A 15,277-nucleotide genomic window follows, 5' to 3' on the forward strand; every position below is an offset into this window, starting at 1 on the left:
CTTTAGCCTGCGCAGAAAATCTGGCTTCCCGTCGTCATAGCGGGATAAGGGGCCGATGTTGCGAATCGTGCGTTTCCTAATCTTTCTGACGCCGTTCACCTTGACGGTGTAACTTTCCGCGACACGCAGATAAGGTTTTCCGTTGTTGGTAACGCAATCGATATACACAACGATTCCCTCCCATAATATGCCTAATCCGTCCTTTAAATTATACCATAAGACAAGCAAAAATGCAAGCAAAAAACCGCGATTCTACGCGGTTCTTTGGCACTTTTTTTCGTAAGATCAAGTCCATTGATCTGTTAAACTCGGGTTGTATCACGCCGCGCATTGTTTAGCAATAGATTTTTATCGGGAAACGATATGGCTGGAGAGCGGAGAGCGGAGAGCGAAAGGCCACTCCGCGGTTGCAGTTCATGATTCACGATTCCCGATTCATGATTACCTGCGGCTCACCTCTCAAAGCTCACAGCTCAAAGCTTCTAACGCCTCAAGCCTAAAGCCTAAAGCCCTCACAGCTCAAAGCCGGCGGCTGGCGGCTGGCGGCTGGCGGCCTAACTCTCACTTATACGCACAAAACTGACCGCACATGCTGCAGCACTCTTCAGTCGAAGCGTTTCTTGCTTGTCGCAGCGCCTTGGCTCGCACGGGGTCAAGCGCAAGGTCAATTTGTGCGTCCCACGCTAGTGCCTTGCGAGCGCGCGACATCTGCCGGTCCCACTCGTCGGCACCTTTGACGCCTTTAGCGATATCGGCGGCGTGCGCGGCAATGCGCGAGGCGATTACTCCTTGGTGCACGTCCTCCGCGGCAGGTAAGCCAAGATGTTCGGCGGGCGTTACATAGCAGAGGAAGTCTGCCCCGTTCGCCGCTGCCAGCGCGCCACCAATGGCGGCGGTGATATGGTCGTAGCCTGGGGATACATCTGTTACCAGCGGGCCAAGCACATAGAGCGGCGCACCATGGCAGATGGTTTTGGCCAACTGCATATTCGGCACAACTTGGTTAAGCGGCACGTGCCCCGGCCCCTCGACCATAACCTGTACGCCTGCATCACGTGCCCGCGTCACAAGTTGCCCGAGCACCATAAGCTCCGTCAACTGCGCCGTGTCAGTCGCATCCGCAAGGCATCCCGGGCGCAGCCCGTCACCTAGACTCAGCGTCACGTCATATTCCTTGGCAATCGACAGCAGTCTATCGTACTGCGTGAAGAGCGGATTCTCCGCCTGGTGGTGGCGCATCCACGCCGCCATAAACGACCCGCCGCGCGACACGATACCCATTACGCGCGGCACTTTGTCTAGCGCTGCCAGCACTTCTGCCGTAATACCGCAGTGAACGGTGATAAAATCCGCACCGTCGCGGCAGTGCTTTTCGATGCCGGCAAAAATATCGTCGGCCGTAATCTGCGTGACGTTCTTTCCTTGCTGCACTGCGTCCACAAGCACCTGGTAGATAGGCACGGTGCCCACCATTACGGGTGAACGGGCCAGGATGCTCCGGCGCATGCCGTCAATGTCGCCTCCCGTGCTTAAGTCCATAATCGAGTGCGCTCCAGCTTCTAGGGCGGCAGCAAGTTTCTCTAGTTCCGGTTGCGCCTCCGGATACGCTTGCGACGTGCCGATGTTGGCGTTTACCTTGGTGGTTAGTCCCTTACCGACGGCTAGCGCCGTGCGCTCCCCACGAAGTTTGTTCCAAGGCAGTACGGCTTCACCGCTCGCGATTAGCTGCCTTAAGTCTTCGGCGTGCATGTTTTCGTGCGCCGCCGCCGCCTGCATCGCAGGAGTGACTATGCCGCGACGCGCCGCTTCGAGCTCTGTCATGTTGTTACCTCCTGTCGTTAATTAGTGCCCTTAACTCTTTGGCCGCAAGGCGCGGCGAATCGGCCGTGAGAATCGCCGAGGCTACACACAGCCCATGTGCCCCGCCTTCTAGCACGCGCACGGCATTGTCTGCGTTAATACCCCCAATTGCCAAGACGGGAATAGAGATTGCTGCCGCGATTTCACGCAGCACCGAAAGCTCTGTACAGGTTGCGTCTGCCTTCGTAGCGGTAGGGAACATGGCCCCCACGCCGACATAGTTCGCTCCTTGCCGTTCTGCCAACTCTGCTTCTGCGCGCGTTCTCGCCGAGACCCCGACAATTGTATGCGGCCCTAAGATGCTGCGTGCCATGTCAGCCGACAAATCTTCTTGCCCGAGATGCACACCAGCCGCGCCTACCGCCAGAGCAACGTCCACCCGGTCGTTAATAACCAGGGGCACGTGAAAAGAATCTGTAAGAGCAAGCACGGCTTTGCCAAGCGCACAAAACTCGCGTGTGTTAAGCTCCTTAGCGCGCAGTTGCACGACTGTCACGCCACCACGCAAAGCTTGTTCCACACGTCCCGGTAAATCGAGCGGCGCAAGAGTGCAGTCAGCGATTAGGTACAGGGTATAGTCGGTGGCTGCCTTATTCCACATGCACTCGCGCCTCGTCTAATACGTCTTGCACCTGCAGCCCGGAAAGGGAGTCCATAAGCCCCACGCGGAACGACCCAGTGCCGCTGTGAACAGCCGCCGCACGTTCCCCGGCAATGCCGAGGCATACCAGCCCACCCGCCGCAGCTAAAGAATAGTCGTCGATCACACCGGAGAACGCCCCGATAAGTGCTGTCGCTACACATCCCGTGCCGGTAATGCGCGTAAGCAGGGGGTGCCCGTTGGCGACCTTCACAATCCGATTGTCGTCGGCGATGACGTCAACAGCTCCGGTCACCGCCACCGAGGCGCCGCTCGCCTTGGCCAGACGAACAGCGACCTTAGCCGCGTCCCCCTCCAGCCCGCTCGCATCCACGCCGCGCGTAGTGCCGGCCTCCCCGACTAGCGCGCTAATCTCGGAGATATTGCCCCGCACCACGGCCAGTTTCAGTTCGCGCAGGAGCATTTTTGCCGTCTCGGTGCGGAGCGCCGTCGCCCCTGCCCCCACCGGGTCTAGAACGACAGGTTTGCCGAGTTCGTTAGCTCGCCGCCCCGCCAGCAACATTGTCTCTATGGTGCGGCGATTAAGCGTGCCGATGTTTAGAACCAGTGCTGAGGCTATTCCTACCATTTCGACTACTTCATCGGCATCATCAGCCATTACCGGCGCACCGCCTATGGCCAGTACGGCATTGGCGCAATCGTTAACCGAGACGTAGTTGGTAATTTGGTGCACAAGCGGCCGTGCGGCGCGCACGTCGTTTAGCAAGGATGCTATCGCTGTGGAGTGGTGTTTATCCTTGGCTGCCAATGTTAACCCCTGCCTTTCTATACAGATCAAAAAAGTGGTGTACCGGTCCTACGCCCTGACCAAGCGCAAAGGCCTCTGCGATGGCCCCGCTGATGTACTCCTTGGCGCGAGCGACGGCCTCCGGCACCGAGCATCCTAAAGCCAGGTGGGCGGCAATCGCTGCCGACAGCGTACAGCCTGTCCCATGCGTGTGGCGGGTGGGTATGCGCAAGGCTGTGAAGTGCATGTATCGTTCGCCGTCAAAAAGCACGTCGACAGCCTCTCCTACGAGATGGCCCCCCTTAACCAACACAAAGCGCGCGCCAAGCGCTCGCAACGCCCGCGCCGCCCGCTCCATGGCGGGGACATCAGAGATAGTCTCCCCGAGCAGCACCTCTGCCTCAGGAATGTTAGGCGTAATGACGTCCGCGAGCGGGAAGAGCTGCGAGCAGAGAGCCGCTACAGCATCGGGCTGAATCAGCCTGTGCCCGCTCTTTGCGACCATAACTGGGTCGAGCACGACACAGCGCGGGGCAAATCGCCGCAGAGCAGAGGCAATAGCTTCGATTGTCTCCACTCTGGAAACCATGCCGATTTTCACGGCGTCGACGCGAATGTCGCTAAAGACGGCCTCAATCTGCGCGGAGGTTATTTCCGGGGAAATATCCTGTACGGCGCTTACCCCGCACGTGTTTTGCGCCGTTACGGCCGTGATGGCGCTCATGCCGTATACGCCAAGCGCACTGAAAGTCTTTAGGTCAGCCTGTATGCCTGCGCCGCCGCTAGAATCGGAACCTGCGATAGTTAGGGCTGTACGCATAACGTCTACTCCCCCGCTATTCTCTTAAGTAAACTATCCGATAAACGCGCCGTAAGTATGTACCCCACGACCGCGCCAGCCGTACTGCTTGCCAAAAACGGCACGACAAAAAAGAAAGCAGCTACGTCCCGACCGAGCAAGTATCTAGCTATGGGAAACGCTACTAACGCCCCTAGGAAGCCTGTGCCTATCACTTCTCCCAAAACAGCCCTTAAGCGACAGTGGGTCTTGGTAAAGATAAACCCCGCCAGAAATGCGCCAATCATACTGCCCGGGAAAGCAAGAGGTGAACCGGTGCCGAGTACATTGCGCAGCAGTGACGTGCAAAATGCTACCCCCACCGCCCACCAAGGGCCGAGCACAATGCCCACCACTACGTTAATGGCGTGTTGTACCGGGAAGATGCGCGCAACCTCTAAGGGGAAAACAACGAGATGTGCCGTGGCTACGCCGATGGCCACGAGCAGCGCCGCGAGAGTAAGTTTTTTGGTGTGCATAATCGTCCTCCTGTAATGCGGTAGTCAACAAAAGCACAGCCCGTAGGCTGTGCTTAAAGTTTTGACGCGGCACACTTCCCTACGCTGGCATTACCCAGATCAGGTTAAGGGTCAGAGACTTACGCGGGTCTCACTCTCAGCCGGCCTATCCGGCACCCCTAGGTTGGCTATGCAGTTGTCTACATCGAACTTACCACAAAAGCGGAGAGACTACAATACGAAGCAGCGATTTTTCCCCCCTGTTGCACACCGCTAGGCGCTGCCTACTTCTCCCAACGGATGTCAAACAGGCCGCTCCCGGGGGTCCTGTTCGTGACGGAAAGGAAGTACGTATCCCGCTTTGCGGCCAAGGTGCCTGTTTCGCCGGGGGCAAGTTCTATGAGATTGTTCCCTCGCCTGTCTTTGAGCGCGAACTGAAGCCCTGGACTCCCCACGAACGAAAAACTATACTCGCCGTCTGTCAGTTGAATGCGGTAGACATATGTGCCAATGAAGCGTGTATATGTGGCGTAGTGTCTCCCCGGCGTAGCCTCAAGGTTAAATGAGGCTTGGCCTTCGAACTCGCTGGCAGGCTCACCGCTACAGGCAGTAAGCACTACCAGCAGGAGAATGATAGGAAAAATGAGCTTCGCTGCTTTTACCATCAGAGACTCCCCCTCTCCCTTAGAGTCAATAGTCTTTGGCGAATCTATTGCACGTTGGCTTCTGGTATCGTCATGACAAGCCCGGCGGAAATCATGCACAGCGCTCCGAGAAACAAGAAAGCGGCACTGTAGTCGTTGCCGGTTACACCGAGAATCGCGCCGGTCGCTACAGGGCCGATAAGCCCCGAGACAAACCCAAACGAAGTAAACACTAGGCCAAAGATGATGCCAAAGTGCTTAAGTCCGAAGCACTCGGCGATAAGCGGCGCGGAGCAAGCAAAAAGTGTGCCGTAGCCAAAGCCTACAGCTGCCGCAAGGAGCATAATCACGCCAAGCGAACTTACGTGCGGCAAGATGAAGTAGGCGGCACCGGCGACCACAAAGCTCAAAGCCAGAGTTCGTTTTCGCCCCAGTCTGTCTGACAACACGCCGGAGGCTAAGCGACTGAGCCCGTTTGTTAAGTTAAAGCTCGCCAAAATGCCCGAGGCCGCGGCCAAGCCAAACCCAAGGTGAAGGCCGAACCTTACGGATTGAGTCACCATGGTGATGCCTGCCGCTCCCATTAGCGCCCACACTACCCAGAGTAGCCAGAAGCTCGGCGTGCGAAGCGCCTCGGCGGGAGTAAGCGCACGCTTAACGCCTTGCGTTTTGCGCTCCCCTGTCGTCGTGCTTGCCTGAGGTGCGACTCCTGATTCAGGCAACACGATAAGCTGCGCACCAAGCAGGCCCAGGCAGAGTGTAAGAGCGGCGACAATCAATGCTAGGATCTCCTGTCCGAAAGTCTCAAACCACAAACGGTACATGGGAACCATTATGGCCGCGGCAATGCCAAACGTAAGGTTCACAATGCCGGACACAGTTCCCTTAATGTGCGGGAACCACTGCTGTGCCACGTTAATCCCCGGCGAATAGACAAAACAGCTGGCCGCACCAATTAGAAACGCCCAGAGGTAAATCATCCACACGTTGCTGACTAGCGCCGTCATGGCAGCGGCGCCCGCGGCCAGGAATGTGCCGACGATTATGAGCTTCTTGGCGCCGTAGCGCACCGTCCACTTGCCGACAAAAAACATAAAGATCCCTAGCGCAGCGAGGAGGAAGAACATTACGAGGCTCAGTGCGCCGGCACTAATGCCTAATTCCCTGCCCCACACCGGGGACATTAAGCCCGGCATGCCAAAGACCAGCGACCCATGGAAAAAGATTGCCAGCGAGGCACCGGCGACCGTCCGCACCGCCTTACTCATTGTCGCCAAACCCGGCCATAGCCTGGCCGTCGCAACTCGGGAACGGCAGACGCAGGATTTTGGCCATCGTCGGCGCGATATCCACCATACGCATCTCCCCTATGTCGCCGCGGCGTGCTACACCTTTGCCTGCGGCCACAAACACGCAAGTATAATTGGGTTTACTTAAAGAATACCCGTGATTGGCGTACTTGCCTTGTGCGGGCGCAATGGACGCGACACTCGGCTCGGCAAAGGCTTCTTCAAAGGTAACGCCTCTCTTCGCCTCGATGACGGCGGCGATGCCACCTCCGACACAGAGCGCCGCAAGGCTATCCCCCGTGTACACCCGCTCTATTCCCCACGCCCCAGCCGCACAGGCTACTTCCAAAGCGCTTATTGCTTGGTCGCGGGCCTCGGCATCGCCATCCCGCACGTACAAGTAGGCGCTGCCGCCATTACATTGCAGGTACGCACGCCAATTGGTGCCGGTACCCTCTCCCATCTGTAACCCTGCAGCGCTAAGCAGGAGGTTCGGCCGCACGCGCGTGTCAACGTCAAGTTGTCCGTGGTCACCTAAAACCAGGAATGTAGTATCGGCGTACGTGCCAGCTTCTTTGGTTGCGGCGATAATCTCGGCTAACCGCCTATCCATGCGCTCTAGCGCGGCCTGCGCCTCCTGGCTCTTGGTGCCAAAGTAGTGCTTCCTGTCGTCAAGGTCGATAAGGTGAATCAGCGTCAGGTGCGGTCGGCGCGCCTTAAGCGTGTGCACGGCGCAGGCGGTGGTAAAATCGTCGAGATAGGGCTGGCCGATCCCCTTTCTGACGTGGCGGTAGCGCAACTCAAGTTCTAGGCAGTATAAGAAACTGCCATTGCGCAGCACTTTAAGCGCTTGGTTCTCCCCCTTAAGCGCGACAATTTCCGGCAGGTTATAGTCGATATTCGCCTTGCCGGTAGTCGGCCACAGAAAGGCTGCCGTAGTGAGCCCATGGATGCGCGCCACATCATAGATGGGCTGGGCCCGCAACTCCCGGCGATACCAGTACCACTGTTTCTCTTTCTCGGGCACAAAGGGTTGCAGGGGGTGATTGTGTAGAATACCGTGGTTTTTTGGGTACATGCCGGTGACGATGGTGGCGTGCACGGCATAGGTCAACGTCGGGAAGACGCTGTAAAGCTCGCGACTAGAAGCACCATTTTCTATAAGCGACCGAAATGTGGGCAGGGACTCGACTTGACTCCAGTTATCTATCGATAACGCGTCGACCGAAACAACGACTAAGCGGCGTGTCATGCCTGCACGGCCCCTGTGGGAAGCGTAGCTTTAGCAGCGCGCTCAGACAGCCATAAGAAGAGCGCGCCAATCGTAAACTGCCCGATAACACTTAGCACACCAAAACGCGGGTTCCCGGTAGCCTGGGTCAGTGCGGCAAACATCACGGGCCCAAGGATGGCAGCAAAGCGCGAGAAAATATCGTACATGCCGAAGAACTCGTTAAACTTGTGCTTAGGTATCATTTTGCCGAAGTGCGAGCGCGAAATAGCCTGTATGCCACCTTGCGCGGTAGCCACCAACAACGCTATGCCCCAAAACTCGGCCGCAGTGGTCATGCGAAAACCTAGTACGCTAATGACGATATAGATGCCCATGCCGATAAAAAGCATTATAGCGCTGCCATACTTCTCGGCTAATCGCCCGAAAATAATAGCGCAGGGGAAGGCCACGATTTGAATGACTACGAGTGCAGCCATCATAGTGGTCGTGCCGATGCCTACGCTGGCCCCATAGATTGTAGCCATGCGAATAATCGTACCTACGCCGTCAATATAGAAGAAGTAGCTGACTAGGAATAAGAACACGCGCCTATACTCCTGCACGTTGCGCAAAGTGGTGCTGACGCGTCGGAAACTTGCCGCCAAAAGGCCTTCTTCATGTTCTAGGTAGTGCTTTTGCTTGACATGCGTCAGCATCGGGATGGAGAAAAAGGCCCACCACACCGCCGTTATGACAAAGGACAGCCGCGTAGCTACTACGCGCGGTATGCCAATCTGCTCACCAAACATAATCAGCGCTATGCTCCCAATAAAGGGGATGGTGCTGCCGCCGATGTAGCCCATCGCAAACCCATAGCTCGACACCTTGTCCATACGCTCGGGCGTCGTAACGTCGACAAGTGATGCGTCATAAAATATGGTCGCTCCGGCGAACCCAACGGCAGTGATTATCGATATGCCCAAGATCACTTGCCAGCCCGTAAACAAGGCTAGCGCCGCGGTTGAGACCACACCTATCGCCAAAAAGACCCTCAGCAGGCGCATCTTCATGCCTTTATAGTCGCCAAGGGCACCTAAGAGCGGCGCGAAGAGAGCCACAATCAGTGAAGCCGCCGCCACAGCATACCCCCAGTAAACACTAGACATAGCGCCGCTAATCCCAGCAGCGGCTGTCAGCGAAGTGAAGTATATCGGCAGTACGGCGGCAGTTACCACAGAAGAATAAACAGAATTAGCCCAGTCGTACATCATCCAGCTGCGTTCCTCGAGCGAAAACCCTTTAAGCAATGGCACACCTTCTCTCGCTTTACTGTTCACAGCTTACACGATAAGCTATGACTGCATAGTTTGACAAGTGTAAATGCAGTGTAAAAATTACGCGCCAAAGTTTTACGTGCTGTTAGCAAAGTGTATACACCGCTTTCACACTAGAGCGATATAGTTCAAGCAAGGTGAGACAGAATAAGGAGGCGCTCGAGGTGCGCATTAAGTCCTCTGTGTTACAGACAGATATCGCGCTCTATCACTTCATGAACCGGAGGCTCCATTGGCGGGGAGTGCTCACGTTTATGCGCGGCATAACGATGTTTGGCGAAACCTATACGGCGGTTGCCGCAGGCGTGCTGGCCCTGTTTCTGGGATGGAGCGGCGACTCCGCAGTAGGTGTACAGACCACGCTGGTGATTGGCATATCGCAAGCCGTAGTACAATCCATCAAGCGGTTGGTAAACCGCACGCGTCCCTACCTTGTGCACGAGTGGTCCATCGCACCAAACCCCCCGGCCTGCCAATACTCGTTTCCCTCTGGGCATACGGCGTGCGCGGTAGCTTGGACTTTGATGTTTGGGTTATTCTATCCGTTCCTGCGGCCTTTGCTCTATCCGTTAGCGTTTCTGGTGGGCATGTCGCGCATTACGTTAGGGGTGCATTACCCTACCGATGTTCTGGTGGGGGCAGCCATCTCGTATGGTACGTACATACTAGTAACAGGGCTGCTATAGACGAAGTATCTTTTCTGTGCGCATCTTCCCCTTTGCCAGTACTTAGCATCTGCGATATAATCGCAGTAAAGGAAGGGGGAAGCGAACAGTGAAGTTTTCGATTGCACACTGCAACATCAATGTCTTGGACTTAGAGAAGAGCCTAAAGTTCTATAAAGAAGCGCTCGGTCTAGTTGAGGTCAGGCGAAAAGAAGCAAGCGACGGCAGCTTCGTGCTTGTATTTCTTGGCGACGAAACCAGTAATTTTCGCATCGAACTGACGTGGCTACGTGAACGAGAGACCCCATACAACCTTGGTGATAACGAGTCACATATTGCCTTTGAAGTTGACGACTACCCTGCCGCGCACGAACTCCACGCGCGGCTTGGCTGCATTTGTTACGAGAACACGGCCATGGGCCTATATTTCATTGAGGACCCCGATGGTTATTGGCTAGAGATTCTGCCGAGCAAACGGTAGCGTCGCCGTAGCTTGTCCTGTGCCAACAAGCGAAGGGGGTTCCTGTATGCAGCAAACCACCGAACAACTGCTGGTGTATTACCTTTACCACAGCGGTTTTGCCGTAGCGACCAAGAATTACCTCTTGTTCTTTGACTACTATCGCGACTGCCCTTCTGGTTGCAGCACGACTGCCGAACAGATCTTGGCAGGAGCGGAGGGCCGAAATGTGGTTGTGTTTGTTTCGCACTCCCACCACGACCACTACACCGGAGCTATATGGGAGTGGCGAGACAAGTGCGATAGCATTAGCTACCTGGTATCTGACGACGTCCTAGTGCCCGAGGACGCAATGGACGTTACAACCGTAGTGCGAGCGCATGCGGGCTATCGTGTCGGCCACCTCAGCGCCGCCACTTATGCTTCTACGGACCAAGGCGTTGCCTATCTCGTAGAGACTGACGGCTACCGCATCTACCACGCCGGCGACCTTAACTGGTGGCACTGGGAAGGCGAACCGGATGAGGATAACCTCGCGATGTCCGATAGGTATCGCCGAGAAATCGATTTGCTTCCAAGTGAAATCGACATCGCCTTTGTGCCGGTCGACCCGCGGCTTGAGCAGGCGTACTCATTAGGCCTCACCTATTTCATGTCGCGTGTGAACGCGCGCATCGTCTTTCCCATGCACTTTGCTGATGACTTTTCGATTTTCACATGGCTAAAACGCGATCTTGCGCCGGAAGCGGAGAGCCGCATTGCCGAGATTACACCCTCGCCCCTCCCCTTCTACCTAGAAGGCAGGAGGACGCGCCTGTAGATGAGAGGAGTTGCCACTATGAGCATATACGAGATAAGAGTCCACGACATGCACGGCAACGAGATTGCACTGGCACAATACCGTGGGAAAGTTTTACTTGTTGTCAACACAGCCACAGAGTGTGGTTTCACGCCGCACTATGGCGAACTCGAACGGCTACACAGGCAATACCAGGACCGTGGCCTAGTGGTACTCGACTTCCCGAGTAACCAGTTTAAGCAAGCTCCGGGTACAGTCGAGGAAATTCACGCCTTCTGCACGGGACGCTTTGGAGTTACTTTCCTGCCATTCGCCAAGGTCGACGTCGCAGGGCCCGATGCTCACCCGCTCTTTGCGTATCTGACCGCACAGACGCAGTTTGCCGGCTTCGACATGTCACACCCCATCGGTCCGCGCCTAGACGCCAAGTTGCGTGCGGCGGACCCGAACTATCACCTAACGCCTGAAATCAAGTGGAACTTCACGAAATTCTTAGTCGACCGTGACGGAAAGATAGTGGGACGCTTCGAGCCTACTTTTGACATGGCTGCGCTCGAAAACATTATCCGAGGTAGCTTGTAGTGGGTGCGGCGGCAATTGCCGCGCGCCTGCGCGAAAACGTGGGCAAGGTCATTATCGGCAAAGAAGGCGTTATCGACCTTATCCTCGTCGCTCTAGCCTGCGAAGGACACATACTGCTTGAGGACGTGCCTGGCACAGGCAAGACCATGCTCGCCAAAACCGTGAGTCGCTCCCTGCAGCTTGAGTTTAGGCGCGTGCAGTTCACCCCTGACTTGTTGCCCTCTGACGTGACCGGCGTAAGTGTGTTTAACGAGGCCACAGCGCAGTTTGAGTTTCGCAAAGGCCCTGCGTTTACTAACGTGCTCTTGGCGGACGAAATCAACAGGGCTACCCCGCGCACGCAAGCTGCCTTGCTCGAATGCATGGAGGAACGGCAAGTGACAACCGACGGCGAAACGCGTCCACTTGCCGACCCCTTTATCGTCCTGGCTACGCAAAACCCGATTGAACAGGAAGGCACATTCCCTTTGCCTGAGGCACAGCTAGACCGCTTCTTGCTGCGCCTGTCGTTAGGCTATCCTTCTCCACAGGAAGAAGCGCACTTGTTAACGCGCTTTGCGGCGACCAATCCTTTGCATGCCCTGCAGCCCGTTGCGGGCGCCGTTGACGTAGTGGCTATGCGTACGGCAGCGCAAGCAGTTTTGCTCGGTGAAGCGGTATCGGCATACATCGTGGCAATAGTACGCGCTACGCGCGAGCATGAAGCGCTGCGACTTGGGGCCAGCCCGCGTGCCACAATAGCTTTAATGCGCGCGGCTCGCGCCCGCGCCGCGTTGCTCGGGCGTGCTTTTGTGATGCCAGATGACGTTAAGGAACTCGTGAAACCGGTGTTAAGCCACAGACTTATCTTAAAAAACCAATTCCGGCTGCGCGGCCAGAGCCAGGAGAGCGTGCTCGACTCAGTTCTTGGTCAAATCCCTGTTCCTGTTTTGCCTGACACCGATCAATGAGAAGGGTCCGACTACATGACAGAATCCCGCGGAACGAAACACTCCGCAGGATTGTGGACGAAAACCCAATGCAGGCTAAGCACACTGCGCTTGTTTTCGTCTACGCAGTAATCTTAATCGCAGGACTTGTGTTACGCTCGCCAGCCATTGTCATCTTTGCTGTTGGTTGTATGCTGCTCACATATCTGCCGCGCTATTACATACAGTCACAACCCGAGGCTCTCACCTATAGAACTTCTTTCTCCAAGCCCTATGCTTGGCCGGGCGATGAGCTTCGCTTAACGGTTGAGATTGAGAATCGCAGCTTTCTCCCGATATCCTTGCTGCAAGTGACCGACGAACTTGCTGATGGAGTCGACATTTTGGGGGGCACGCTTATTGTAGAGCAAAGAAAACGCTCCCTACACCATGCCTTTAGCCTGAGTATGTGGCAACGTGTGCGGCGTCACTACCCTGTCAACTGCAAGCACCGCGGTGATTTTTCTATTGGCCCAAGCAGAGTCCACTTAGCGGGGCCCTTCGGCTTTGGCGAAGCACAGAGGCAGTATGTGCCGGAAGCCCGCGTAGTAGTCTACCCGCGCGTGCACGCGCTTGGCGACTTGCCGTCTCGTCCCTTAGCTTTACTTGGCGCTAGCACACTGCGGAGCTTCTTACATGAGGACCCGCTACGGATTAGGGGTGTGCGCGAATACATCCCCGGCGACCCACTTAACCGCATCAACTGGAAAGCGACCGCCAAGGCTGCCCGGCATATGGTACATGTACATGAGCCCTCCGCCCATCTCAGTGTGCTGTTTCTGCTTAACCTCGCGACCAGTGACCAAGTATGGCGCATGCTTGACGAAGCAGAGACGGAGTGGGCGATTGAAGTCACAGCGAGCCTCGGTGTAGCCTTAATGGAGGCACACTGCAGCGTCGGCGTGGTTGCTAACGACTACATTACCGACCTTGCGGTTGGTGCCGGTCAAGGCCACTTGCAGGACTTTTTGGTGACGCTAGCGCGCGCTAACAGCCATGCTCTTTGGAAGCCGAGCACCTTTATTGCCGCCGCGCTGGAGATGCGCCGTTTTGGCACGACCTTAGTTCTCGTCACCCCAATCTTGACGGAAGAGATTATGACCGCAATAGAGCAGGCAGAGATTCGCCGCTCCCCGTTACGCATTGTATACACGGGGAACGTGCCGACGCCTTTGTTTGACGACGCCTATATGCTCGCGGTGCCAAGGGAGGGAACGTAGATGTACGCTAGGACACGGCTGATTTTGACGCAAGTGCTCGCGGTTGCTGCTCTCGCGATTGTAGTGCACACCTGGGCCGCCATCCTTAGCCAAATCTTGCACATCCCGCCCATTCCGGTGCAGCCGCTCTGGCCGATTATTGTTGCGGGCGCAGTCGCCCTGGCATTGACTGTCTTGACCGCGAGTATGAACCGCTGGCAACGCATCCTGCTCTTGCAGTCCTTCGCCCTACTATCTGTCTTCGCCACTGGCAGACTCGGCACCGCTCCTCCCGGCTTCACAGTCTTCTCCTTCGCCATGTACGCCGTCTGTATGGTAGCGCCTTCGCTCGTAGACACGGCTTGGGACTACCCAGAAGTGCGGAGATGGCTTACGCTAGTGGCCATTTTTATGGGCTTTGGCCTGCTTGCCTCAGTATTTGTCGGGCCGCTTCCGGTGGTGGAGGCGCTATTTGGTTTTGCCATAGCTGCAGTTCTGTCGCTTGGCTTCGCTTGGGAGATACATGTGGAAGCAACCTCTAGGCATAGCTCGACTCATCGGCGAGGCGTGTGGATGCTCTTTGCGGCAGGAGTTTTCTTCGCGGCAGCGCTGGCTGCTGGGCAGGGTGTGTTTAGTATACGCCCTCTCCTAGCCACCCTAGCTATCGCGGGACGAGACTTGTTCGCTTGGCTTTTGTTTCCGGCAGGCTATATCGCACAGCTCTTAGTCACTTTCGCGCTCTTTCTCCAGCGCCTTTTCCCGCCGAATGAGCGGACGCCGCCCGAAGAAGGCGAAGCGGCAGAAGAAGCCTTACTTGAGCGAGCGCGCTTGCTAGAAGAGGTGAACCCCATCTATCTGCAAATACTGGTGGGGCTATTTTTCATTTTTCTCTTATGGGTATTGTATACAGCCCTAAAACGGCGGAGTTCGGTTGGCTCCCTGCTTACGGATGAACGCGAGGCCTTGGAAGTAGAGTTTCACTTGCCTAGACTCCGCCGGGACCGCAAGCGGACAAGGCCGCGCCTGCTTACCCGCCCGCCAAAGAATATTTGGGAAGCCTTTGCTTACCTCGAGCAGTGGGGGGCGTCTAGGCTGCGCCCGCGCCGCCCTGAGGAAACCTCCACCGAATACTTGGAGACTCTACAGCTAATCTTGCCTGTCGACGCGGTCACTACCATAACACGCGCCTTCGAGGGCGCGCGCTACGGCGAACAAGAGCTAACAACGCGCGAGTGGCAGGCCACTCTTGCGGCTTGGGAAGTGTCGCAGAGGGACGGCAGACCGTGCGAAAACCCGTGACATAACGTAGTGATTATGGTATAATTATCGCTAGAAGTATGAAAATGGCGGTGTGTTATGCCTTACATTACCGGCGATTGCAGATTTCAGCTAGAAATGGCGCAGTGTCTTGACGATTACGTGGGAAAGGACAATCCCGTTAGGGTAATTGACGTTTTCGTTGATACACTTGACCTTAATACGCTTGGTTTTCAGAAGGCCACTCTCGCTAAAACTGGGCGACCGCCTTTTCATCCTGGTGATTTGATTCGTCTGTACATCTACGGCTACACAAACGGGAT

The 15,277-nt window shown here is 56.1% G+C and carries 17 protein-coding genes and 1 riboswitch; of the genes, 8 read left to right on the forward strand and 9 right to left on the reverse strand.

Going from position 1 to position 15,277, the window contains the following annotated elements; genetic code table 11:
- Positions 1–561 precede the first annotated feature (561 nt).
- From thiC to KGZ66_01965, 9 genes are all read right to left on the reverse strand, one after another.
- Entirely contained in the window at positions 562–1,821 is a 1,260-nt protein-coding gene (gene thiC / locus KGZ66_01925) for a phosphomethylpyrimidine synthase ThiC (GenBank protein MBS3984347.1), read from the reverse strand.
- A 4-nt stretch (positions 1,822–1,825) separates the two neighbouring features.
- Complete coding sequence (gene thiE, locus KGZ66_01930; protein MBS3984348.1) at positions 1,826–2,461, reverse strand: thiamine phosphate synthase; 636 nt, start codon at positions 2,459–2,461, stop codon at positions 1,826–1,828.
- Positions 2,451–3,236, reverse strand: a complete 786-nt coding sequence (thiM, locus tag KGZ66_01935) for a hydroxyethylthiazole kinase (protein MBS3984349.1) — start codon at positions 3,234–3,236, stop codon at positions 2,451–2,453. The genes thiE and thiM overlap by 11 nt, the downstream gene beginning before the upstream one ends.
- Positions 3,237–3,252: 16 nt before the next feature.
- Entirely contained in the window at positions 3,253–4,068 is an 816-nt protein-coding gene (thiD, locus tag KGZ66_01940; protein MBS3984350.1) for a bifunctional hydroxymethylpyrimidine kinase/phosphomethylpyrimidine kinase, read from the reverse strand.
- Positions 4,069–4,073: 5 nt separating this feature from the next.
- The gene (thiW, locus tag KGZ66_01945; GenBank protein ID MBS3984351.1) at positions 4,074–4,565 is read right to left on the reverse strand and encodes an energy coupling factor transporter S component ThiW; all 492 of its coding nucleotides are present in this window, start codon (positions 4,563–4,565) and stop codon (positions 4,074–4,076) included.
- A gap of 59 nt (positions 4,566–4,624) precedes the next feature.
- Positions 4,625–4,735: riboswitch (TPP riboswitch) on the reverse strand.
- Between the two features lie 93 nt (positions 4,736–4,828).
- Positions 4,829–5,209 (reverse strand): hypothetical protein, encoded by a 381-nt coding sequence (locus KGZ66_01950; protein ID MBS3984352.1) that lies wholly within the window; start codon positions 5,207–5,209, stop codon positions 4,829–4,831.
- Positions 5,210–5,253: 44 nt separating this feature from the next.
- Positions 5,254–6,456: an MFS transporter gene (locus tag KGZ66_01955; GenBank protein ID MBS3984353.1), complete on the reverse strand. Its 1,203-nt coding sequence runs from the start codon at positions 6,454–6,456 to the stop codon at positions 5,254–5,256.
- A complete protein-coding gene (locus tag KGZ66_01960; GenBank protein ID MBS3984354.1) occupies positions 6,449–7,729 on the reverse strand; it encodes an alkaline phosphatase family protein in 1,281 nt (426 codons plus the stop codon). Before KGZ66_01960 ends, KGZ66_01955 begins: the two co-directional genes overlap by 8 nt.
- On the reverse strand, positions 7,726–9,003 hold the full coding sequence (locus KGZ66_01965) for an MFS transporter (GenBank protein ID MBS3984355.1): 1,278 nt from the start codon (positions 9,001–9,003) through the stop codon (positions 7,726–7,728). The genes KGZ66_01960 and KGZ66_01965 overlap by 4 nt, the downstream gene beginning before the upstream one ends.
- A gap of 185 nt (positions 9,004–9,188) precedes the next feature.
- On the opposite strand from KGZ66_01965, the gene KGZ66_01970 reads away from it, so the two are divergent.
- The 8 genes from KGZ66_01970 to KGZ66_02005 all read left to right on the forward strand — a co-directional run.
- Positions 9,189–9,710 (forward strand): phosphatase PAP2 family protein, encoded by a 522-nt coding sequence (locus tag KGZ66_01970; protein MBS3984356.1) that lies wholly within the window; start codon positions 9,189–9,191, stop codon positions 9,708–9,710.
- An 88-nt stretch (positions 9,711–9,798) separates the two neighbouring features.
- Positions 9,799–10,170 (forward strand): VOC family protein, encoded by a 372-nt coding sequence (locus KGZ66_01975; protein ID MBS3984357.1) that lies wholly within the window; start codon positions 9,799–9,801, stop codon positions 10,168–10,170.
- 46 nt (positions 10,171–10,216) lie between these two features.
- Positions 10,217–10,969 (forward strand): MBL fold metallo-hydrolase, encoded by a 753-nt coding sequence (locus tag KGZ66_01980; GenBank protein ID MBS3984358.1) that lies wholly within the window; start codon positions 10,217–10,219, stop codon positions 10,967–10,969.
- Positions 10,970–10,987: 18 nt separating this feature from the next.
- Positions 10,988–11,530 (forward strand): glutathione peroxidase, encoded by a 543-nt coding sequence (locus KGZ66_01985; GenBank protein ID MBS3984359.1) that lies wholly within the window; start codon positions 10,988–10,990, stop codon positions 11,528–11,530.
- On the forward strand, positions 11,530–12,480 hold the full coding sequence (locus KGZ66_01990) for a MoxR family ATPase (GenBank protein ID MBS3984360.1): 951 nt from the start codon (positions 11,530–11,532) through the stop codon (positions 12,478–12,480). Before KGZ66_01985 ends, KGZ66_01990 begins: the two co-directional genes overlap by 1 nt.
- Positions 12,481–12,548: 68 nt before the next feature.
- Complete coding sequence (locus tag KGZ66_01995) at positions 12,549–13,718, forward strand: DUF58 domain-containing protein (protein ID MBS3984361.1); 1,170 nt, start codon at positions 12,549–12,551, stop codon at positions 13,716–13,718.
- Positions 13,719–14,996: a DUF4129 domain-containing protein gene (locus tag KGZ66_02000; protein MBS3984362.1), complete on the forward strand. Its 1,278-nt coding sequence runs from the start codon at positions 13,719–13,721 to the stop codon at positions 14,994–14,996.
- Between the two features lie 57 nt (positions 14,997–15,053).
- Positions 15,054–15,277 (forward strand): IS5/IS1182 family transposase (locus KGZ66_02005; GenBank protein MBS3984363.1); only part of this gene is annotated, 224 nt, incomplete at its 3' end.

It is taken from the genome of Selenomonadales bacterium (genome assembly GCA_018335585.1).
Classification (GTDB): domain Bacteria; phylum Bacillota; class UBA994; order UBA994; family UBA994; genus UBA994.